This window comes from Campylobacter geochelonis (assembly GCF_013201685.1).
Classification (GTDB): domain Bacteria; phylum Campylobacterota; class Campylobacteria; order Campylobacterales; family Campylobacteraceae; genus Campylobacter_B; species Campylobacter_B geochelonis.
Genome location: NZ_CP053844.1, coordinates 2,043,585 through 2,067,334, shown reverse-complemented (window position 1 = coordinate 2,067,334; position 23,750 = coordinate 2,043,585). Strand labels below are relative to the sequence as shown.

The following is a 23,750-nucleotide window of genomic DNA, read 5'->3' as shown; positions in this document are numbered from 1 at the left end:
TAAATTCAAATAGTAAATTTAAATTTAAGATTTGATATTAAATATCAATATTTTTTGCAAAATTTAGTATATTAAATTTTACTATCTTTGCTACTTTAAAGTAAATTTTTATAAATTTACCAAATTTAAGCTATAAATTTATAAATAATTTAACATATATTTAAGCATTTTTTGGCAATACTTACACTAATTTTTAAAATCATTATCATAAAAGGAGAGAGATTTATGAGGTTTAAGCCCTATTTAGCACTAAGTTTAATCGCTTCTGCTGCGATAGCAGATGAAAGTATTAAGCTAGAAAACATAGTCGTTACCGCAAGCGGATATGAACAAAACATACTTGAAGCACCAGCGACAATCCAAACGATAACAAAAGAGGAGATTGAAGATAGAGCATATGCAAACATTACCGATGTTCTTGATGATGTCGCCGGAGTTAGCATAGAAGGTGGAGCAAACAGCAAAACAAGTGGAGGGAGTATCTATATACGTGGGCTTAGCGAAGAATACACCATGTTTTTAGTCGATGGCAAGGCGCAAGGCTCAAGTCAAGTTTATTATAATGGTTATGGAAGTGGGGCTGAAAGTAACTGGCTACCGCCTGCTGATGCAATCGAGCGAATCGAAGTGATAAAAGGTCCGATGAGTTCGCTATATGGCTCTGAAGCGATGGGTGGAGTTATTAACGTTATAACTAAAAAAATCCCAACAAAACCAAGTCTTAGGCTAACTTACGATACGATGCTTCAAGAAAAAAGCGCGGCTGGTAATTCAAACAACTTCAAATACTACATGGCAACACCGATAATAGATGATGTTTTAGGTATTAGTTTATATGGACAGTTTTTTGATAGAGATGAGGATAAAATCACAGATGGATACAAAAAGCAGATTAAAAACAATCACACAGCCAAAGTAAATTTAAAAATCGGCGATAGCCAAGATATCGAGTTTTTAGCCGGTTATGCAAGGACAAAAAACCGAGGTCATAAGGAAAAATCAGGCTATAACTCAGTTATGGATAATGATAGAAGAAACTACTCACTAACTCATAATATCGAGTGGAATGAAAAGATAAATACAACAAGTTTTATAAACCACGAAAACGTGCATATCCACAACGGTTCGGCAAATTCAGGATATTTAAGAACGACTTATAATACAAAAAGCGTCGCTGTTTTTGATACAAATGTGCTAACTTTTGGCGCTGAGTATAAAAAAGAGCAAACCAAACATGCTAAAAGTCGCTTTCATGGAACTCAAGGCAGTATGGATTTAAAAAGATGGCAAGGGGCGTTGTTCTTAGAAGATGAGTATTTTTTAACTGATGAATTTTACTTAACTGGTGGGCTTAGATGGGATGAAAATGAGCATTATGGAAGTGAGATAATACCGCGCCTTTATGGAGTTTATAAGCTAAGTGATAGCTTAAGCTTAAAAGCTGGAGTTAGCAAAGGCTATAAAGCGCCAACTCTAAAACAAGCAGATCCTGCTATAGGCGAACAGAGCAAGGGTGGGGGAGTTGATTTAGGAAATAAAAGCTTAAGTCCAGAAACAAGCATAAACTATGAAGTTGGACTTGCTTATGATGATAGCGCTTTAAGTGGGGATTTAACAGCGTTTTATACAGACTTTCAAGATAAGATTAACAAAGTTAGAATTTGTGATAAATTGGGCGGTTGCCACTATAATGACCAAATTTGGAACTACATAAATGAGTATCAAAATGTCGATAAAGCCGAGCTAAAAGGCGTTGAGTTTAACATCGGTTATAAATTTGATAAAGTTAGGACTAAATTTAACTACACATACTCAAAAAGCGAGCAAAAAAGTGGAGCGAACAAAGGTCAGCCATTTACCAACACGCCAGCTCATATGGCAAATATAAGCGTTGATTACTCGCCGATTTCGACTTTAAATTTATGGAGCAAAGTTAAGTATAAAAGTGCAACTAGAGAAAGCGTTTCAAGAGGAAGAAGTGTCAAAACTCCTGATTATACTTTAGTTGATTTAGGTGTGAAGTATAAAGTAGCGAAAAACTTTGACTTGTTTGCTGGAGTTTATAACGTTTTTAACAAAGAGATCGACCAAGAAGATGGATATGGCAAGCATCTTGATGGTAGACGCTATAACTTAGGCTTTAGTGTTAATTACTGATGAAAAAAGTGCTTTTAAAACTTCATCTTTATCTAGGGCTTGTTTTTGGCGTTATCATCGCAGTTATAGGAGTTAGTGGGGCGTTTATATCATATCAGAGTGAAATTTTAGAAGTGTTAAACAAAAGCTCGATAAAAGTTGTGCCACAAACTACGACAATCAGCCTTGATAAAATGGCTTTAAATGTGCAAAAGCTATATCCAAACAGCCCGATAACTGGTGTTTATGTGTATAGCGATAAGAGCCGTTCTGTGCGTTTTAGCGTAGCGGTTGAGCCAGGAAAACGTGGTATAAAAAACGTCTTTGTAAATCCTTATAATGGTGAAATTTTGCCACAGTATCGCTATCAAGGCTTTTTTAACTTTATGTTAAATGTGCATAAAAGGCTAAGCCTTGGTGGAGCTGGTAGGGAGGTTGTGGCGGTTTCGACTGTGCTTTTGATATTTTTTAGCATAAGTGGTGTGATTTTATACTACAAAGCGTTAAAATATAACTTTATAAAAGCGATGAAAATTCCGCTAAAAGGCTCACTGCACGCGCTTTCGTATAAGTGGCATTGTGCGCTTGGAATTTGGTTTTTAGTGCCGATTTTGCTGATGTGTTTAACTGGGCTTTATTGGTCGTACGACTGGTATAGAAGCGGCTTTTTAAAGGTGTTAAACTATGAAAGAGTGGTTAAAAAACGAGTTGTTAGCGCACCAAAAGTTAGCCAAATAAGTGGTCTTGATACTGTTTTTGATGAATTTGGTAAAAAATTTGAGTATGAAAGTGCGTGGGTTAGGTTTCCGCTAAATTTAACAAATCAAGAAATCAGCTTTTACAAAAAGGGCTACACGCATATAAGGCAGACAAATTTGGTGCGAATTGATGCAAAAAATGGCGAAATTTTAAGCCAAAATTTATATGAAGAAAAACCGCTAAATGCTAAATTTGCAAGCTCGGTTTTACCGCTTCACAGTGGTGAGTTTTTTGGTGAGATAGGTAAGTTTATCTTTATGGTTGCAAGCTTTTTAATGGCGCTATTTGGGGCGACTGGATATATTTTGTGGTTTAAAAAACACAAGAAAAAGGCTAAAAAAGTAAAAGCTTAATGGACTGATTTAGAAAATAAATGTAGATTTTTAAATGGTTAGATAAGTAAAGATTTATAAAAGTGGCGTTGTTGTAATGATTTAAATAAATTTATAAAATTACGAGCTAAATTTATAAAAGTTAAGATAAATTCTTGCTCTAAATTTAGCTTTGTATTTGGGCGCTCTGCCTAAAAAGCGCTTATTTTTGCAAAATTTATGGTGTTTTATAGAGTATTTATTAAAAAGCTAAATTGTTATAAAGCCTTGCATTTATTGTGCTAAATTTTAGGTAAAACTATCAAATTTTACCTAAAAAATATCGTTTGCGTGAGCGTTTAAACTAAAGAGCTTGAACCGCTTTTAGGCAAAATATTTTTATAAATTTATTGATATTTAGACAAAATTCAGAGTTGCAATTTTGTCTAAATTTAGATGATAAAGCCTTAACCGGCTTAAATTTAGGCAAAAAAGTGCTAATTTTAGGCTAGTTTTTGCTTAAATTCTTATATTTTAAAACTGTTTCAAAGACAAAATTTAGATAAATTTAACATCGATTTAGTCATCTAAACTAATTAAATAGTAAAAATGCAAAACTATTTTATCTAAATAAATTAAGCTAAACTGGCGGTATTGATTTTATGCTTTATCTAAAATTTATATAAAAAAGTAAAAATATCTTTTTAAAAAGATAAATTTAGATAATCCAGTTTTAAATTTAACATCTCGCGCTTGGTTAAAGAAATTTTACTTTACCTAAATTTAGAGCCATTCTCATCAAACTCTTTATAAACACAAATTTTTTAATAAAAAAAGTCAAACTGATAGTATAAATTTAGCTTTTGCAAAGTTTTTATAAATTAAAATTATATTTTTCGTTTAAAATTTTGTAAACTAAAAGTTTTCGCACAAAAGCTATATTTTACTAAAAAAAGCATTTTAAATTCAGTTTCGCGCCACAAAATTTACAAAACCAAAAAGCTTTTTTAACTAAATCTAGCAAAAAATTCAAGTCTTTTTTATATGAAGTTTTGGGTTGATTTTTAGCTCTTTATAGTGAGTAAACTCGCTTTTGCGGTATTTCTCAACGCCAGCTCTTGCTATCATTAGCGCATTATCTGAGCAAAACTCAAGTGGGGCTACAAGCATTTGACAGTTGTAGTTATCGCAGAGCTTTTGCAAATTTGCTCTTAAGAATTTATTTGCACTTGCTCCCCCAACCACGCCAAATTTAGTAAATCTTTTTTGTTTGAAAATGACTTTTAGCTTATCGATTATATGCAAACAAGCCGCTTTTTGAAAGGCTAAAGAGATATCGCAAATCTCTTGCTTACTTAAATTCCCAAGCTTTTCGATTTGCACTCTAACTTGATTTTTAAGCCCAGAAAAGCTGTATTCTACCCTCTTATCGCCCTTTAGTGGCACAGTAAACTCAAATGCTCCACTAACGCCATTTAGTGCTTTTTGCTCTATTACCGCGCCTCCTGGATAGCCAAGATTCATCATTTTTGCGACCTTATCAAAACTCTCGCCAAAGCTATCATCTCCGGTTGTGGCTAAAATCTCGATTTTCCCAGATTCATCGATATCTAAAACCATCGTATGTCCACCACTTACAAGCAAAACTCCAAGTCCAAATTCAGCCTCACGCTCTAAAAAAAGCGAGTAGATATGTCCGATGAGGTGATTTATGGCGATGATGGGTAAATTTAGCGCCACACTTAGCGTTTTTGCGACACTTACGCCACTGATTAAACTAACGCTAAGCCCTGGTTCGTTTGTAACAGCAACTGCTTTTAAAGAGTTAAAATAAGGCTTGATTTCTTCAAGTAACTTCGGTAACGCCGCAGTGTGAAGGCGCGCGGCAAGTTCAGGGACAACTCCGCCGAATTTAGCATGATCTTCTTCTTGAGTGATTTTTTTATAAAATTTACACTCTAAGTTTTTTTCATCGATTATCGCTAGTGAGCTATCATCGCAACTACTTTCAATGCCAAGTATCACTTCGCGTCCTTTTCATCTGCTAGTTCATGAACTTGTGGCAAGTCAAGCTCTTCTGCGTTTTCAACATGAGGCAATACTAAATTTAACACCACGCCAACAACAGCTCCAAGTCCGATTTGACTAAATGTCGCAACCCCAAGGTCTAATATCATACCACCAAGTGCAGGAACTAAAATCAAAGCGATAATAACCATATTTCGTGGATTTGCCATATCGACTTTGGCTTTTATCAACGTTTCCATACCTACACTTGCGATGATTCCAAACAAAAGTATCATAATCCCACCAAGCACACAAGCTGGAATACTTGCAATCAAAGCCCCAAGTTTACTTACAAAAGCTAGCAAAATCGCCGCGATTGCAGACCAAGTCATAATAGCTGGATTAAATGCTCTTGTTAGTCTAACAGCTCCAGTTACTTCAGCATAAGTAGTGCAAGGAGGACCTGCGACAAACGCTGCTACAGTCGTTGCTATGCCATCGCCTAAAAGCGTGTTCTCAAGTCCTGGTTTTTTTACAAAGTCGTATTTTGTAACATTTCCTATGGCGATAACGTTGCCGATATGTTCGATTATAGGAGCGATAATCACAGGTATCATGTATAAAATCGCATCTAGTTGAAAAGTCGGCGTTGTAAAATTTGGCATTGCAAACCAAGGCGCACTTGCGACTTTAGAAAAATCAACAATCCCATAAAAACAAGATAGTATATATCCAGCGCTCACACCGCAAAGTATCGGCACTAGCTTCATCATACCCTTGGCAAACATAATGCAAATCAGCGTTACTAAAAGCGAAACTCCGGCTATTATCATCGCATCATTTGCGCTAAAATGCGGATTTAACGCTTGATACGCACCAAGCATATCGCCACTTGCAGTCGCCATGCCAACAGCAGATGGGCTTAAAATCAGTCCGATTGTCATAATCACTGGACCAACAACGACTGCTGGAAGGATTTTGTGAACGAACGAAGCGCCTTTATAACGCACAACAAAACTAAAAGCAGTGTAAGCAAGTCCTGCAAAAACAACTCCACCCATCGCAGCGCTTAAGCCCCATTTTTCCACAGCAAAGCTAATAGGAGCGATAAATGCAAAGCTTGAAGCTAGAAATATCGGAACGACCTTTTTGCGGCAAATAAATTGAAAAATCAGCGTCCCAACTCCAGCGGTAAAAAGAGCCACACTCGTATCAAGACCCGTTAAAATCGGCATTAAAACCAAAGCTCCAAACGCTACGAACAAAAACTGAACGCCTAAAAGCGAGTCTTTAAGCCTGAAATTATACTCTATTGATGGGTTACTCATCGGTTTTCCTTTGTGAAGTCGTGCGTGGTTTGTTTTGCGCTATTGACTGTGGTTTGAATTTGGCTTTGTGGTTGTGGAATTGGTTTAAATCTATCCCAAAGATTAAATATGTCAGCTACCACGCTTATGCAGGTTAAAATCGTAATGATGGTTGCTAAAAAGACAAATTTTGACATTTTTTTATCTCGTTTTTCACTCTCAATCCTAGCTTTTTCTTGTTGGGTTGTGAGATTTTTAAGATAGTCTTGAAATTCTACTTGATACTTTGCGTTTTTGATTTTATACTCTTCATTTTTTATATTAAAAAACTCATCAAAATCTTTGCTAAGAACGCTAAGTATGGCATCTAAATTAAATTTATCTTTAGCTTTTTCAAAAATTTTTAATGCCTCTTGTCTATCTTCGCTTACTTCAAATTTAGTTGTTAGTTTTTGGATAAAAAGCGATTTTTTAAGCTCTAAAATTTCATATATGTTGTCTAAATTTAGGCTATTTTTAAGCATATTGTTAAAATTTTGGTAGATATTTTTATAGGCTAAACACAAAGTTTGGATAAGTAGAACTTTTAAGATATTTTTATCTAAAATCCGGTTTTGGCTGCTGTTATACTGATAAACTCCAAAGCATTGTGATGAAATCGCGACTTTGTAATTACAATACTCTTTATTATCTTTTTTGATTTTTGCTCTTTCAAAAATTTCGCAATTTTTGGCATTATTTTTGCAAATTTCATCAAATTCAGCTTCAACGTATGTGTGTAAAAAAAGTGGATTTTGCGTATTGTTTTCTTGCGATATAGCTCTAATGGCAAAAAGAATTTTCCCATCAAAAAATGATATAAAATGCGTTGCATAAGCTAAATATTTTAAGCTATCATCATCTGCAAATTTTGCATAAATTTTACCTAAGTCTGATTTAAATTTATACTCTTTTGACTTTACGCCTTGTGCGATTTGGCTTTCAAATTCGCTAAATTCAAGCCCAATTTTGCTCTCTTTTTCATCAAATTTAGTTCTGTCAAATTTACCTTTTTCAAATGGATTTAGCGTAAAAAACTCGTAAAAGCTTGTGTCTGAGAAAATTTTAAGTTTTTCATCATCTATGTGCTGATGGAAATTTTCATACACAAACTTTTGATAAAACTCAAATTCGCTTTTTTTTTGGCTAACTTGAGCAATATTACTGTTAAAATTTTTAAAAATTTCTTTGATATTTTCATTTTCAACTAAAATTATTTCATATAACATTTCTGTCCTTTAAATTTAGCTTAAGCTCATTTTTAGCAAATTCTCTTACTAAATTATCGTAGTAAAACAGCTCGTCTGGCTCTTTTAGCTCTAAATTTTCAAATTTTTCTAAACTTTTAAAAACAACTTTTGATATGTCTAAAAAGCCGCATTTTCCAGCTAAAAATGCCTCCACGCCGATTTCGTTACTAGCGTTGATAATCACGCCTAAATTTGGGTTTTTAAGCACCTTATCTTTCAAACTAAAAATTGGAAATTTTTCCAAATCTATCTTTTTAAACTCGATTTTAGCTAGACTTAGCAAGTCTACACTCGGTAAAATTTCTTTTTTAACATCGCCTAAAACCGCGTGTGCGATAGCTAAACGCATATCGGTGTTACAGATGTGAGCGGTCGTTGAACCATCGATGAAATTTACAAGTGCATGTATCATCGAAGTTTGCTCGACTACTGCATCGATTTCTTTGATACCATATAGCCAAAATGCCTCTAAAATTTCAAAAAGTTTGTTTGTCATAGTCGCGCTATCGATTGTGATTTTAGCGCCCATATCCCAGTTTGGGTGTTTTAGCGCCATCGCTGGAGTTGCGGTTTTTAGCTCTTTTAGTGGCGTTTTATAAAATGCCCCGCCACTTGCCGTGATAACTAGACTTTTTACAGGAGTTTTTTGTCCGCTAAGTAAAAAATTTAACCCAAAATGCTCGCTATCAATCGCTCTTATAGCTTTGCAGTCAAGAAACTTTCCACCAACGACTAAGCTTTCTTTATTTGCAAGGGCTAAAGTTTTGTTGATTTTTTGTATTTTAAGGCTTGGTGCAAGTCCGGCAAATCCCACAAGAGCGTTTACTACAAGCTCGCTTTTGCACTCATCAAGCATATCTAAAATCCCACTATCATCTGTAAAAACTCTATCGTGTTTTACAAAACTTTTTAAGCTTTTATCGCCGATATGGACAAATTTGGGCTTAAATTTTTCTATTTGTTCGTTTAAAAGTTTATAGTTTTTTTTACAACTTAACGCTTCAACTGCTATATCGTTAGTTTTGGCGATATCAAGAGTATTAACTCCGATACTTCCAGTCGAGCCTAAAACTACCATGGAAGCACCAAACTTAGGTAAATCGCAGCAAAAAGATAGCCATCGATTCTATCTAGCATTCCGCCATGTCCTGGGAAAATCTCTCCACTATCTTTAACTCCAGCTTGGCGTTTTAAGTAGCTTTCAAACAAATCGCCAAATATGCCAAAAACAGCGACTAGCGCGCAAGTTAGAAGCGTTGCAAATTCACTATCTTTTAAAAACAAAAGTCCAAAAATATATCCGCCTATAACGCCACAAACCACGCCACCAGCGACTCCTTCAAGAGTTTTGTTTGGTGAAGTTAGACTAAATTTGTGTTTGCCAAAAGCTTTTCCGATAAAGTAAGCGCCACTATCGCTGCAAATAACAACAAATATCATAAAAACAAGGTATCTTATGCCAAAGATATCATATATCGCAAACATCGCAAAAATCGGCGCTGTCGGGTATAAAAATGGCAAAATGGATTTTAAATTTTGTGAGTTTTGATAGACAAAAAATGATGATAAAATAAGCAGCATAAAAACTATAAATTTATAAACCGTGCTAAAATCATCTATAAAGTAGGCAAAGCCCGCAAAAAGGATAAGAGTTAGTGCAACAAGGGCTTGATTTTCTATCTTGTAAAGCTTTAAACTCTCTATAAAAGCAGTTGCTAAAATAATGGCAAAAATGATGAAATTTAGGCTAGCTGAGTCTATCCAAACTATAAGTAAAAATGCCGCTAAAAGCACGGCAGCAGTTTTTATGCGTGTTATCATGAAATATCCTTTAAAAAGTTATTTTATATAAATTTAGCTTATCAAGGCTTTAAAACCGATATTGTGGCGTATTTTACATAGTTTACAAACGCACCATCTACGACTTTGACATTCTCTTTTTTAGTGTAATCAACAAGGTAATTTCCACTCGCTTTTACGCTCATGTTCACACAAAGTTTTGCTGCGAAATTTATAATATCTTCGCTTAAGCTTTGTTTGTTTGTTTTAACGATGACATGGGCTGATGGCAAGTCTTTTAAGTGAAACCAAAAGTCGTTTTTTTTCGCATCTTTTAAAAGGCTGATGTTGCCTTTTTCGTTTTTGCCTACTGAAATTTTAAACTCTTTTATATAGAAATTTTCTATGTTATCAAATTCTTTATTTAGCTCTTTTTTAGCGCTTGTTTTTGGAAGCAAGATATTTAGCTCTTCGCTCGAGTTAGACTGCTCTATCATTTGCTTAAGGTTTGAGAAAAACTCTATTTTTTGAAGCAGATTTGCACTTTCTAAATTTATCCCAAGTGCTTTTTGTTTTAGTTTTTTGCTTTCGTTAAAAAGCTCTTTTGCGGCTGTTTTGGGGTTATCTTTTAGATTAAATTTAACACGGTTTTCGTTAAAATCCAAAAGCTCAAATTCGCGCTTAAATTCATCTAAATTATGTAAATTCGCGGTTAAAATCATACCTTTTTGATTTAACTCTTCGCTTTTTTGTAAAAGCTCATCTTTGCTATCGAGTGAATTTAGGTTTTTGTGTAAATTTTCTAACTTTTTATCGATTAAATTTAGCTTTGAAGTCCGCACGGTTTGGAGTTTTTCTAAATTTTGTTTATCAAATTCGGCTTTAAAAAACTCATCAAAATTCCCTATCTTATCACTTTGTTTTTCTTTTATCTCGAACGGTTTTAAAAGCTCTAAAGTTTTGCCAACTTTCACCACTCTTTGCTCGTTTTCATAGTGTCTAAGCGCTTCTAAAATCACGCCATTTTCATCGACTATGATGATATTTGTAAAACGCCCAGTAAATTCAAAATAGATAGCTGAAACTAGCTTTTTGTAGCTTCCGCTGTGAGAAACTTGTATTTTTAAAACGCGGTTGTTTTCTAAAACTTCGATTTTATCGATACTGCTCGAGTTAAAACGCTTTTGTAAAATCACATCAAATGGAGCTTTATAATCTTTTGTGATGATGAAATTTTCGTTTTTATGAATGTTTGAGTTTGATTTATTTAAATCAAAAAAAAGTCTGTTTGACCCATCAAATTCAGCTAAAATCAGCGTATCGCCGACTCTTTTGATGTTGGTGATTTTTTTATATTTTTGTAGATATGTTTGGATTTGAGTTAATATATGGTATTTCATAAGCTCAATTATAGTCAAATTTAGCAAAATTTAGATAAAATCAGCAAAAATTTTTAAAGGGAAATCCATGAAACTTACAATCACAGAAAAAATCTTTAGCGAACATGTAGGCAAAGAGGTAAAAGCTGGAGCTATAATCGACTCTAATATCGATATGGTTATAGGAAACGACATCACAACGCCGATTTCAATCAAAGCATTCAAAGAAAGCGGCGCTACAAAACTAGCAAATCCAGATGGCTTTTCTATCGTGATGGATCACTTTATCCCAGCAAAAGATATAGCTTCGGCAAATCAAGCAAAAATCAGCCGCGAGTTTGCTTATGAGCATGATTTAAAGAACTTTTTTGATGAAAAAGATATGGGGATTGAGCATGCTATTTTACCTGAAAAAGGGCTAATAGTTCCTGGCGATGTGATAATAGGAGCTGACTCGCACACCTGTACGCACGGTGCTTTGGGAGCTTTTTCCACTGGTATGGGTTCTACAGATTTAGCTTATGCTATGATAACTGGAAGAAACTGGTTTAAAGTTCCGCCGACAATTAAAATTATTTTTAGCGGAAAGATGCCCGAGTTTGTTTATGGAAAAGATTTGATTTTAGAGATTATCCGCCAAATCGGCGTTGATGGCGCAAGATACAAAGCGCTTGAATTTGGTGGCGAGACGATAGCTCATCTTGATATGGATAGTAGATTTAGCCTTTGTAATATGGCGATTGAAGCTGGTGGAAAGAGCGGAATTGTCGCAGTTGATGAGATAACAAAAGAGTTTTTAAAAGATAAAAACCTACCGCGAACACCAAAATATCACTACTCAGATGAGGGTGCGCAGTATGATAAGATAATGCAAATCGATGTTAGCAAACTTGATCCAGTTGTAGCCTACCCACATCTTCCAAGCAACGGCAAAAGCATTCGCCAAGCGGTTAAAGATGATTTAGCAGTCGATCAAGTCTTTATAGGAAGTTGCACAAATGGTCGTTTAGGAGATTTGCGAATCGCAGCAAGCATTTTAAAAGGCAAAAGAGTCGCACGAAAAACTCGCCTTATCATCACTCCTGCAACGCAAACGATAGCTTTGCAAGCACAAAAAGAGGGACTTATGGATATCTTTGCTGAGGCTGGCGCTGTTGTAAGCAATCCAACTTGTGGTGCTTGTTTGGGCGGATATATGGGAATTTTAGGCGTTGGCGAAAGATGTGTTTCTACGACAAATAGAAATTTCATCGGCAGAATGGGCGATAGAACAAGTGAAGTTTACCTTGCAAACTCAGCAGTTGCCGCAGCTTCAGCGATAGCCGGTAAAATAGCAGATCCGCGCGATTTGTAAGGCGCGATGTGGAAATTTGCGTTATTTTAGGTGGTGGAAAAAGCTCAAGAATGGGGCGCGATAAGACGCTTTTACCATTTGGCGGATTTGCTACCTTAACGCACTATCAGTTTGATAAATTTAGTCAAATTTTTAAAAGCGTCTATGTGAGTGCAAAAGGGCAGAAATTTAATCCAAATTTGCCCATTTTAAAAGATAGGTTTGATGACTTTTCTCCTATGGGCGCGCTGTTTTCTATACTTTCAAATTTTAAAAACCAAAAAGTTTTTATAATCCCTGCTGATATGCCATTTATCGAGTTTGACACTGTAAAAAAGCTATATGAAATTTCAAAAGATTATGAAATTTGTGTGGCAAAAGATGAGTTTTTTACCCATAGTTTATGCGGGTTTTTTGACTCAAAAGTAGCAAATTTAGCTAGTGAGTTTTATCAAAAAAACGAGCATAAAATAGGGCTTTTGTTTAAAAATACTTCATTTAAAAGTGTCGAATTTAAGGACTCTGGGCAGTTTTTTAACATCAACTATCTGCAAGATTACGAAAAGGTAAATATATGAGAAAAATTTTATTTTTAGCAGCTGTTTTTATAAATTTAGTTTTTGCAAACGACTTTTATGAAAAGGCGCTGAAATTTGAACAAAATGGTGATTATAAAAACGCGATGAAATACTACAAACTCGCCGCACAAGAAAATCAAAAAAATCAAAATAGTACAAATTTAGCAGACAAAAACAGTCCTAACAACAAACTAGTTATCTATAAATTAAGCTCGGAAAAAGGGCTTGTTGTAGATGAAAATTTAACTAAATTCGCACACGATAACAAAGAAAATGCTAGCAAAAAATCGCTAGAAACAAGTGATATATCTACAAAGCAGAGTGCGAAAGTTCAAGAGGAAACTCAAGATGATAGGTATTTTGGAATTAAATCATACGAGCCGATTTATCTTGCGTGGGCGTATGATTTTAATGGTAAAAAAGATAGGGATTTAAAAGAGCTTAAATTTCAAATCAGCTTTGAAAAGCCTTTGTTTACGGACTTAATCGGACTTGATGAGACGCTAAGCTTTGCTTATACGCAAACTTCTTGGTGGCAAATTTATGAAGAAAGTGCGCCGTTTCGCACGACAAACTATCGCCCAGAGCTGTTTTTAACTATCCCAACCGAGCTTGGCGCTATGCAGTATACTAGAGTTGGATTTATGCATGAGTCAAACGGCGAGGGGGCGCAAGATTCAAGATCGTGGAATAGAGCTTACTTGCAAACTAACTTTAAATTTGGAAATTTTGAGCTAACGCCTCGCGTTTGGTATGCTTTTGCTTTTGATAGCACAAACGAAGATATCCACAACTACCTTGGATATGGGGATTTGCGTGCTAGTTATAAATATGGCAATCAGAAATTCTCAGCCATCTGGCGAAACAATTTGCATTTTGATAGCTCTAACCGTGGTGCGTTTGGGCTTGACTGGAGTTTTCCACTCTTTAATAGCGGGCTTTTTGGATATGTACAGTACTTTAGTGGATATGGCGAGAGCTTGGCGGATTATGATAAAAGTGTTGATAAAATCGCAGTTGGTGTTGCTTTTAGTAGATAAGATTTATAAGCTATATTTATTATAAATCAAACAAAAAAGTTTAATAAAAATTATTTTAAAAGGAGATTTTGTGACTAAAAAATTTGGCGGGGTGTTTGGGCTATACTTTAAGACAAATATACTTCTTAGGATACTATTTGCCCTCATTTTGGGTGGTATCGTTGGTGTAATTTTTCAAAATGCAACAGGGATGATAAATTTTTTATCTTTTTTTGGAGATTTGTTTATCAGGCTTCTTAAGATGATTATCGTACCAGTTGTTATGGCATCTTTGATAGTAGGATGTAGCTCGATAGCGCCATCTGATCTTGGTAGAGTAGGGGCTAAAACGATTTTGTTTTATCTAGTAACTTTGCTTTTTGCTATCATAATAGGTCTAGTGGTCGGCATTGTTATCGAACCAGGTGCTGGACTAAATATCGTAGGAAGTGGAAATGAAATCGCAAAAGAGGCAAAATCGCCTAGTATAGTTTCGATTTTACTAAATTTAATCCCGACAAATCCGTTTGAAGCGATGGCTAAGGGCGAGATTTTACAAATAATATCTTTTAGCCTATTTTTTGGTATCGCACTCTCGTTTATAAAAAATAGCAAAGATGAGAATTTAAGCAGACTTGGAAATTTCTTATATGATATTTTTGATGGCATTAACCAGATAATGTTTATCGTTATTAGATGGATTATGGAATACGCACCAATAGGCGTTTTTGCGTTGATTTTCGTTGTCTTTTCAAAGCAAGGTGCGGCGGCGTTTACCTCGCTTTTAAATGTTACAGTAAGCGTTTATATCGGACTGATTTTACAAGTGGTTTTGGTTTATTGTGGCGTGTGTCTTTTGATAAAATTAAATCCTATAACTTTCCTTAAAAAGGTTCGCGCTCCGATGATTACGGCATTTGTTACTAGAAGTTCTGGCGGAACTCTGCCGATTTCTATGAAAACTGCTGATGAAGAGATGGGCGTTCCAAAGGCGATTTATGGCTTTGCGCTTCCTGTTGGCGCGACTGTGAATATGAACGGAACAACGATATATCTTGGAGTTTGCGCGATATTTATAGCAAATGCAGTCGGCGTGCCACTAGATATGGGCGCTAAATTTACTATCATTTTAACCGCAGTTTTAGCATCGATTGGAACTGCTGGCGTGCCTGGAGCTGGTGCGATAATGCTTTTAATGGTGCTTGATAGCGTTGGACTAAAGGTTGAAGCAGGAAGCGCTGTGGCGGCGGCTTATGCCTTGATTCTTGGGATTGATGCGCTTTTGGATATGGGTAGAACTTCGATAAATGTCGTTGGCGATATGATGGGCGTTGTCGCAGTTGCTAAAAACGAAAAACAGCTTGATATGAGTAAGTGGGAAGAGCCAAAAACAAAAGGTTAAATTTGCTTAAATGTGAATGCAGCAAATCTACGCTATTTAGAAACATATGATTTGTTGTTAAAGAGTAAAAGTGTTGGCTTATAAAAGAGTTAAATTTAAGAAAAAAGCTAGCAAATTAGCTAGCTTAAATTTTTGACTTAAGCGATAGTTTTGAGTTCTTTATACTTTTGGCTAAATTTGATAATTTTGCATGGTTCTAGTTATCAAATTTAGCCTAGAGATAGTTAAATTTAAAGATGTGTTTTGTGTATTTAAAATTTGCTTGAATAAATTTGGCGTTTTGATTACTCTTTATTTCATAAATTTTTATAATTTTAGTATAAATTTAACAAAAAAAGCGTATAAAACAGTGAAATTTAGCGGATACGACGCGAATTTTGTTATTTTTCATAGCTTTTAATAACAAAATATCTTTAAATTTCTTAAATCATCTTTTGCTATATATTTCACAAATTTTATTATGAGTTATAAAATAAGATTGGGTTGATTTTTAAGTGGTATGCAAGAGCGTGCGCGGCTGGAAAGCTTTTATTTTACAAAGGCTAAATTATGTTTTTGTTAGAATTTGCAAACTCAAAATTTGTAAAAACAAAATTTGGTTTTAAATAATAATTTAGATTTTTAAAATATTTAGCAAGTGGCGAAAGCTAAAATTATATAAATTTTAATAATTGTAATTTTACTATATATACATAAAACTTATGCCAAAAAGTTAAAAAGCAAGATTTGTAAAGCAAGCTATATCGTTTTTTTAACTTAAACGCATAAAGATATTTTAGTGATAGTAAAAATTTTAGCTTTTAAGCGCTTTTATAAGATGTCAGATAACAACCAATTTATCTTAAATTTTAAACCTATAAATGGCAAAAAATTTGATAAATAGTAAAATAAAAACATTTTGTTAGGCTAAATTTAAATGCAAAATAAGTTTCTAGCAAAGGCTAAATTTTAAATAGTGGTAAGTTAAATTCTTTTTATGCGATTTTAAACAAATAACAAAGGCTAAATTTAAACGATATGAAAATTCTACCAAACAATAAAAACTTAATTTTCTGCTAAATTTTATAAATTTAGTGGGTAAAATTTAAAAATAGCAAGAATTTAGATTTTTAGTAGCAAAAAATTATTTTAGATAAATTTCAAACAGTAGAGGTTGAATCTCGCCAACGCCTACTGTTTGAATTTTGCTAGTGGTGACTATCTTTTGCGCTTTTACTAGCTAAAAAAAGCCTTAAAGCCTGTAAACTTACAGCGCTTAAATTTGCCTTTGCAACTTCTGGTTTTAGAGCCTTCGCAAGGCTAATCGCGCCTTGTTGTATGCAAAAATAAGCATCTATGCACTCATTACAGCTTTTTGCTCCATCGCTAATAGCTCCAGCAAGAGCGATAACTGTGACATTAGCGTTTGTTTTGGCGAGTTTTGCTACCGCGCTTGGAGTTTTGCCCATTATGCTTTGATAATCTAATCGCCCCTCGCCAGTTATAACTAAATCTGCGCCAACAAGCTTGTCTTTAAGCCCTACAACATTTGAAATTATCTCAAATCCAGGCTGAAGTTTTGCTCCTAAAAAGCTAACTAGTCCAAACCCAAGACCACCAGCTGCGCCACTTCCAGCTAAATTTGAGTTATCAACTCCAAAAAACTCACTTGTGATCTTGCTAAAGTTTCTTAGCCCCATATCAAGGCGTTCTATCATCGCGCTATCTGCGCCTTTTTGAACGCCGTAAATGTGCGCGGCACCGCTTTTTCCAAAAAGCGGGTTGTTTACATCGCAAGCGACTAAAAACTCGCACTCTTTTAGCTCTTTTAAAGCGTTTAAATCGCTTATGGAAGCGATTTTGGCTAAATTTTTACCTTTTGGCGCAAGAGGGTTTTTAAACTCATCATAAAACTCAAAGCCAAGCGCTTTAAGCATTCCCATTCCAGCGTCATTTGTAGCACTTCCGCCAATTCCTATTATAAATTTACGCACACCTAATTTTAGAGCATCTTTTATCATCAAACCAAGCCCATAAGTGGAAGTTTGCTCCGGGTTTCGCTCATTTTCATCAAGCAAGGTTAGCCCACATGAACTTGCCATTTCCATTATGGCTTGATTGTCTACGTAAGCATAGTTTGTTTTTAGCTCGCGCCCAAGTGGGTCAAGGCTCAAAACTTCACGTTTTTTAGCTTTAATCGCACTTATCATAGCTTCAACGCTTCCCTCTCCACCATCGGCGATAGGCACAACTATAACCTCATCTACAAGTGAAGCGATGGCATTTTTTATAGCATTTCCTGCTTCGAGCGAGCTTAAACAGCCTTTAAATGAGTCGATTGCGATAACAACTTTCATCTAGCAAACTACCAGCCATACGACATAAACGCTAATCGCGCCAACCACACCCATGATAAGCGTTAGAAGCGATTGCGTTCGGTAACCTTGTTGCGCGCTCATATGAGAGAAGTTGCTAACTACCCAAAAGTAGCTATCGTTTGCGTGAGATACAGTCATAGCTCCACAACCTATCGCCATAACAGTTAGCGCTGCTGCGAAGCTTGAAGTAAGTCCAAGCGCGCTCATCATCGAGCTAGGATCAGCATATGAGCCTAAAATCGCAGCAGTCGTAACGATAGCCACAGTTGATGAGCCTTGAGCGGTTTTTAAAACAGCTGCTATGATAAATGGAAAGAAAATCCCCATAGTGCTTATATAAGCGGCATTATCTTTGATAAAACTAACAAATCCAGCTTCTGTTATAACCTTACCAAGAACGCCACCGGCTGCGGTTATGAAGATGATAGGTCCAACGACTTTTAGGCTTTCATTAGTTAGTTCGTTAAATTCGCTTAGTTTTTTGGTGCTATAAAGCTGATAAACGCCACATATAACACCAACTCCAAGTGCGATGATAGGAGCGCCTAAAAATTTAAATATATCTCCAACCATGCCATCTACTTTTAAAATAGCAGCGATTGAGCCAAGTGCCATTAAAACGATAGGAGCAAGGATAGGCATAAGTGCGTTTGTGCCACTAGGAAGCGTGCCAAAACCAGCTTTTAGCTCTTCATATGTTTTTGAGATCTCAACTCTATCGCTATCTAAAACCTCTTTTTTATCAACAAATTTAGAAAAGATATAAACAGCTATCATAACAGGAATGCTAATAAGCACACCAACTAAAATCACCATCAAAAGTTGCTCGCCCATACCAAGAGAGCCTGCAGCAGCAATCGGACCTGGAGTTGGCGGGATAAGTACGTGCGAAACATAAAGTCCACCACTTAAAGCAACTGCCATACCGATAGGATTTGCTTGAGTGATTTTTTGCGCTAGAGCTTTTCTTATGGGATTTAAAACGACAAAACCACTATCGCAAAAAACAGGAATTCCAACGACCCAACCCATGATAAGCATGGCTAAATTTGGACGTTTTTCACCGACAAATCCAACAACCATATCAGCAAGTTTTAACGCCGCTCCGGTTCGCTCTAAAATCGTGCCAATAAGCGCTCCAAAGATAATAACGATACCTATGCTTGAAAAAATTCCGCTAAATCCAGAGCCTATAATGCCTGGAATTTTACCAAGTGGAAGTCCAACCACAATCGCAAGTAGCAACGAAACTGCCATTAGCGATAAAAATGCGTGGATGTTTAACTTAGAAATCATAAATATCACAAGCGCGATAGCCACAACCAACGCTATGAGTAAAAATATACCGCTCATTTTCTCTCCTTTGAGTTAAATTTAGTTATTATACATTTTCGTGATTTAGATAATGCTTTTTTTGAGAAATATTTTAGCTTAATTATTAAATTTATTTTTTAAGGTTAAACAAAGTAGCAAAACAGCTCACTTGTTAAAAGATGATGAGTAAAAAGGCGCTTTGGTGATAAAGAAATATCTGCGTTAAAAACTCATTATTAACTCTTCTTTCTGTCATCTTATAAAGAGTTTGAGGTAAAAGTTTAGCTACATCAGTAACTTCGCCCATAGCTTCACGCTCTGCTGATGTGTAATCTCTTCTTAAAATATACTCTTTTTTGCCTAGACTATTATACTTTTGCCCCTCTAGTATCCATTTTCCCTCTTGTGAAAAGCCTTTATCGCCTTTAGTTGCTATCTTGCTTCCCTCAAACAAATCCCCTTTTAACAAGCTATTATATGTCGCTTCATCTACTGTTTTAGTTGTTCCTCTTGCATACATTTTATCCACAGTAAAACTGTTTGAACCAAAAAAATACTCTTTAAATTTGTGTGCTAACTTCTCATTTTCATAGACCCTACTTAAAAAGTTACCGCCAAACTCATCAGCTACCTCTTTTGATATTAGCCCACTATCTACTTGATATGAAAACTCTTTTATTATCTGCTCTCTTGCATTATTTGCAAATTCTCTAAGTTCAGGTTTTAGTGTATCTATTTTTGCTCCATTAACGAAAAAGTCATATAAGGCTTTATTATCCTCTTTTGAGATTTTAGATAAGACTGCACTTAAATCAACCATCTTGTTATAGTAGCTACTCATAGTTCCAGTTACTTTATCTCTTGCTACTTCATAGCTTTCATCTAATGTATTACTAAATTTAAGCTTTAGTTCATTTAGCATTCCACCAGTTACATCGCCCCAAATTTTATTTGCTTCATCGCTTAAGAATTTATTTGCTGTTTTTACTATCGTTTTATCTACTCCAGCTTTTATAGCATTATCTATACCTGTATCTCTTACTATGTTTCTAACTGCATTAAAAACGCTACTTACATTAGCTAATCCCATCACCCCAAATGCTCCAGCAACAGCTCCAGCTAGTCTTTTATCTTCAGGTGCATAAGCTGAGCCTAAACCTGCTCCTAAACTAGCAGCTAATATGTTATGAGTCATTACTTGAGTTGTATAACCGCCTTTCATTTTAGTAGAGTTTAAGTGATTTGGTGGTATAGTTTTATCAGAGATGGGTGTGCTAACCGATGTCGCTTGAACGCTATCTTGCTTTTGCGGGATTCCAGAGTGGTGGTTAATAGCATTAGTGCTCGAGATGCCCCCATCCAAATTCCTATTTGAATAATAGCTTATCAAATCTAATTCATTCCCATTTTTACCAAAAAATACCTCAAATCTTATAGGTTCATTTTGTTTTGTTATAGGATTAAATTTATCTAAAGTTCTAATATAAGATACACTAGTTGCCGTTTCATTTCTTGTGCCATTAACAATAGTTTTATAAAGGTCTAAAACCTCTCTTGCATTAAGTTCGCCCTCTGCACCCTCGCCATAATGTTTTGTTATAAAGTGCTTTAAGCCTTTTCCTGATACGTCATTTTGATAACCTTTACTTAAAACTCTTGATATTCCTGCTAACTCTTTATCATATCCAAGTGATACAAATTCTCTAGTTCCATTTATAAAAGATAGCATATCGCTTTGTTCTTTAGTTGGTTTTTTTATTTTAGAATAAATATCGCCTATGCTATTTTTTAAATCATCTAACTTATCAGCATAACTTGCATTTTTACCAACTGCTAGTTTAGCGATATTGTTTATAGCACTCATTACATCGCTAACTGATTTGCCTTTTGGAGCAGAAGATAACATCTCAACTGCTAAAGCTTTTGTGTTTTGTGGAGTTAAAGCCCTTGTTAAAACATCCGTTCCTAATCCACCAGCTACCGCACCAAGTATAAACCCCCTTGTAGGATTTTCTCTATCAAGAGTTGCACCTATACCACCACCAGCAGTCATACCTGCTATGTTACTAGCCATATTTTGATTAACAAAACCTCTTTTTGTAAAGACTTCTGCTTCTTTAGCTAGTTCATCGTTTAGTCCTGTTTTGTTTATGCTATCTAGCGATGATTGTTGCTGTGGATTTATGTTTGGCTCTTGTGGTCTTAATGGCGGTTGTCCTTTCATACTTCTATTTAAATTTGCTAATTGTTCTATAATATCAACTCCACTTTGTGGCTTTGGTGGTTGATTTAGCCCTTGATTTGGCACTATGTTTTGATTATCAAAAATCCTAGAGGTTGTATCATCTACGCTACTAAATTTAAAATTTGGCGTTTGCTGTGCCAAATCTTGTGGATTTATACCAAATGCTTCATAGTCCATATTTCTAAATCCATCTAAATTCACATCATTTACATCATCTGCTACTTGTGGATTTGGGTTAGCTCTTGATTTAAACTCATTGTAAAATCTACCGCTTTGCATTTGTGGAAGTAAGGCTCTTGTGTTGTTGCGTATTATAAATATTTATTATTTATAGCGTTGTATTTTAAAGATATTATAATATATTAAATTTATTTTGTAGTTGCAAATTTCTCTATGATTTCAAAACTTTGATTAAGTAAATTTAAGCTATTTGAATCAAGTGCGATAAATGGGTTGTTTATAAGGTTTTTTTGATTATAAAGTGGTGGCTTTTTGGTTTTTAAGTCGATTAAAACTCCGCCACTTTGAGTAAGCAAAAACTCCCCAGCAGCGATATCCCATATCGAAGAAGCGCCAAATCTAGCATAAACACTAGCTTTATTTTGCGACAATATACAAAATTTAATCGCAGAGCCGATTCTAAAAGGTTCTAAATTTAGTGAATTTGCTAAGCTTAATCCCTTTTTTGAGTTTCCATGCTTTCCAAGTAAAAATAAATTTGGCGATTTATCAAGAGGTTTTAAAATTTCATCATTTTTATAAAGTTTTTCACCAATGCAACTATAAAAAATTTCATCTTTTATAGGTATATAAATCACGCCTAAAATCGGTCTGCCACGCTCAATCAAAGCGATACAAACGCAAAATTCGCCATTTTGTGCGATAAATTCTTTCGTACCATCAAGCGGATCTACAAGCCAGAATTTATCTAAATTTAGCCTTAAGTCATCATCTAAAATGCTCTCTTCAGAACAAATCGGGATATTTGTCTGGCTTAGAATTTTAAAAATTTCATCATTTGCAGCCAAATCGGCAGTAGTTAATGGGGATTTATCACTTTTTTGAAAAAGAGTGTAGTTTTGATAGTGTTTTAAAATCGCCTCGCCAGCGCACTTTGCAGCACGCACAGCAAGGCTTAAAAGCTCTTTCATAAAGCTTTATTTCCTAGATTTTAGTTCGACATCTTTTGGACCTACATGTTCAGGCGTGATATCTTTTGGTCCGATGTAGAGTTGTCGTGGGCGAACAATTTTAACGTTTGCTTGCTCTTTTAACTCCATCCATTGAGCCATCCAGCCAGGAGCGCGCCCCATAACAAACATTACAGCAAACATCTCTGTTGGGATATTTAGCGCTTTTAGGATTAGTCCTGAGTTAAAATCAACATTTGGATATAAATTTCTACTAATAAAATAATCATCAGTAAGCGCTATCTCTTCGATTCTGTTTGCGACTTTGATTAAATTTGAGTCAATTCCAATTTCATCAATTAGTTGATTTCTTAGTCCTTTTAGCACTTTTGCTCTTGGGTCGTAGTTCTTATAAACTCTGTGTCCAAAGCCCATTAGGCGGAATGGATCATCTTTATCTTTTGCTTTTTTAATGTATTTATCAACGTTTTCTACTGAGCCTATCATCTCAAGTTGTTTGATAACGCTTTCATTTGCGCCACCATGAGCATGCCCCCAAAGTGCGCCTATTCCAGCACTTATACACGAATATGGATGAGAATGAGTTGAGCCAACTGTTCTAACTGTTGTTGTAGAGGCGTTTTGCTCGTGATCTGCATGGAGCATTAAAAGCGTATCAAGAGCTTTTACTTCAATAGGTTTAATATTTACATGTGAGTGTGGGAAAGATCTCATCATATATAAGAAATTCTCTGTAAATCCACGATCTAAGTCTGGATAAACGATAGGATATCCCATAACATGGCGATAGTAAAATGCTGCTAGAGTAGGTAGTTTAGCTACAAGTCTAATGGCTAGCTCCATATACTCTTTTGGATCATCATAGTTCATATCGCGTGAGTAGTATGTGCTAAGAGTTGCGATACACGCTTGTAAAACAGCCATCGGATGAGCGCGATCTGGGAAAGCGTCAAAGAGTTTTAACATCTTTTCGTTTATGAAAGAGCGAATTTTGAGCTCTTTTCTAAAGTCGTTTAGCTCTAAGTCATCTGGGAGTTTTTTGTGTAAAAGTAGATAAACAACATCAAGAAAGATTTTGTTTTCTGCAAGCCAAGCGATATCATATCCTCTATGAAGCAATTCGCCTTTTTCGCCATCTATAAATGTTATGCTAGATCTACACATCGCTGTTGAGGTATAACCTCTATCGAATGTAAACATGCCTGTATCTTTGTATAAAGACGAAATATCTATAACTGATGGACCAAGAGCTCCATCAAGGATAGGAAAATCGTAACTTTTTGCGTTTCTGTTATCTGTAAGAGTAACTGTGTTTGCCATACTTTTTCCTTAATATGAATTTGTGTTTGCAAATTTTAGCCAAAAAAGTATTAAAAACAAGGTG

Annotated in this window: 17 protein-coding genes; 6 read left to right on the top strand and 11 right to left on the bottom strand. The window is 35.2% G+C overall.

Translation table 11 applies throughout. The annotated features are described in order from the left end of the window. The first annotated feature begins 225 nt into the window (after positions 1-225). Both CGEO_RS09430 and CGEO_RS09425 read left to right on the top strand, forming a co-directional pair. Positions 226-2,157 (top strand): TonB-dependent receptor domain-containing protein, encoded by a 1,932-nt coding sequence (locus tag CGEO_RS09430; RefSeq protein ID WP_075493031.1) that lies wholly within the window; start codon positions 226-228, stop codon positions 2,155-2,157. Next, a complete protein-coding gene (locus CGEO_RS09425; protein WP_075493032.1) occupies positions 2,157-3,248 on the top strand; it encodes a PepSY-associated TM helix domain-containing protein in 1,092 nt (363 codons plus the stop codon). Before CGEO_RS09430 ends, CGEO_RS09425 begins: the two co-directional genes overlap by 1 nt. A 987-nt stretch (positions 3,249-4,235) precedes the next feature. Here CGEO_RS09425 and tsaD read toward each other — a convergent pair. The 6 genes from tsaD to CGEO_RS09395 are packed head-to-tail and all read right to left on the bottom strand — an operon-like array spanning position 4,236 to position 10,988. Continuing rightward, complete coding sequence (gene tsaD / locus CGEO_RS09420) at positions 4,236-5,231, bottom strand: tRNA (adenosine(37)-N6)-threonylcarbamoyltransferase complex transferase subunit TsaD (RefSeq protein ID WP_075540008.1); 996 nt, start codon at positions 5,229-5,231, stop codon at positions 4,236-4,238. Further along, positions 5,228-6,541, bottom strand: coding sequence for a uracil-xanthine permease family protein (locus CGEO_RS09415; RefSeq protein ID WP_075540009.1), 1,314 nt, complete (start codon positions 6,539-6,541; stop codon positions 5,228-5,230). The genes tsaD and CGEO_RS09415 overlap by 4 nt, the downstream gene beginning before the upstream one ends. Next, on the bottom strand, positions 6,538-7,788 hold the full coding sequence (locus CGEO_RS09410; protein ID WP_075540010.1) for a hypothetical protein: 1,251 nt from the start codon (positions 7,786-7,788) through the stop codon (positions 6,538-6,540). The genes CGEO_RS09415 and CGEO_RS09410 overlap by 4 nt, the downstream gene beginning before the upstream one ends. Continuing rightward, positions 7,778-8,887, bottom strand: coding sequence for a 1-deoxy-D-xylulose-5-phosphate reductoisomerase (gene dxr, locus CGEO_RS09405; RefSeq protein WP_075540011.1), 1,110 nt, complete (start codon positions 8,885-8,887; stop codon positions 7,778-7,780). Before dxr ends, CGEO_RS09410 begins: the two co-directional genes overlap by 11 nt. Next, on the bottom strand, positions 8,881-9,630 hold the full coding sequence (locus CGEO_RS09400) for a phosphatidate cytidylyltransferase (RefSeq protein ID WP_075540012.1): 750 nt from the start codon (positions 9,628-9,630) through the stop codon (positions 8,881-8,883). The genes dxr and CGEO_RS09400 overlap by 7 nt, the downstream gene beginning before the upstream one ends. Positions 9,631-9,671: 41 nt before the next feature. Continuing rightward, on the bottom strand, positions 9,672-10,988 hold the full coding sequence (locus CGEO_RS09395) for an NFACT RNA binding domain-containing protein (RefSeq protein WP_075493038.1): 1,317 nt from the start codon (positions 10,986-10,988) through the stop codon (positions 9,672-9,674). Positions 10,989-11,055: 67 nt separating this feature from the next. Between CGEO_RS09395 and leuC the strand changes: the two genes are divergently transcribed. From leuC to CGEO_RS09375, 4 genes are all read left to right on the top strand, one after another. Beyond that, positions 11,056-12,321: a 3-isopropylmalate dehydratase large subunit gene (gene leuC / locus CGEO_RS09390; protein ID WP_075493039.1), complete on the top strand. Its 1,266-nt coding sequence runs from the start codon at positions 11,056-11,058 to the stop codon at positions 12,319-12,321. Positions 12,322-12,329: 8 nt separating this feature from the next. Then, complete coding sequence (locus CGEO_RS09385) at positions 12,330-12,878, top strand: NTP transferase domain-containing protein (RefSeq protein ID WP_075493040.1); 549 nt, start codon at positions 12,330-12,332, stop codon at positions 12,876-12,878. Beyond that, entirely contained in the window at positions 12,875-13,918 is a 1,044-nt protein-coding gene (locus tag CGEO_RS09380; RefSeq protein WP_075540013.1) for a phospholipase A, read from the top strand. The genes CGEO_RS09385 and CGEO_RS09380 overlap by 4 nt, the downstream gene beginning before the upstream one ends. A 70-nt stretch (positions 13,919-13,988) precedes the next feature. Further along, a complete protein-coding gene (locus tag CGEO_RS09375; protein ID WP_075493042.1) occupies positions 13,989-15,299 on the top strand; it encodes a dicarboxylate/amino acid:cation symporter in 1,311 nt (436 codons plus the stop codon). Positions 15,300-16,486: 1,187 nt separating this feature from the next. Here the strand turns inward: CGEO_RS09375 and CGEO_RS09370 are convergent. The 5 genes from CGEO_RS09370 to CGEO_RS09350 form a co-directional block, all read right to left on the bottom strand. After that, complete coding sequence (locus tag CGEO_RS09370) at positions 16,487-17,635, bottom strand: glycerate kinase family protein (protein WP_075531187.1); 1,149 nt, start codon at positions 17,633-17,635, stop codon at positions 16,487-16,489. Beyond that, positions 17,636-19,009, bottom strand: coding sequence for a GntP family permease (locus CGEO_RS09365; RefSeq protein ID WP_075493045.1), 1,374 nt, complete (start codon positions 19,007-19,009; stop codon positions 17,636-17,638). 133 nt (positions 19,010-19,142) lie between these two features. Further along, positions 19,143-21,494, bottom strand: a complete 2,352-nt coding sequence (locus CGEO_RS09360) for a hypothetical protein (RefSeq protein ID WP_075540015.1) — start codon at positions 21,492-21,494, stop codon at positions 19,143-19,145. Between the two features lie 89 nt (positions 21,495-21,583). Beyond that, positions 21,584-22,366: a 3'(2'),5'-bisphosphate nucleotidase CysQ family protein gene (locus tag CGEO_RS09355; protein ID WP_075493047.1), complete on the bottom strand. Its 783-nt coding sequence runs from the start codon at positions 22,364-22,366 to the stop codon at positions 21,584-21,586. A 6-nt stretch (positions 22,367-22,372) separates the two neighbouring features. After that, on the bottom strand, positions 22,373-23,686 hold the full coding sequence (locus tag CGEO_RS09350; RefSeq protein WP_075493048.1) for a citrate synthase: 1,314 nt from the start codon (positions 23,684-23,686) through the stop codon (positions 22,373-22,375). Between the last annotated feature and the right edge of the window lie 64 nt (positions 23,687-23,750).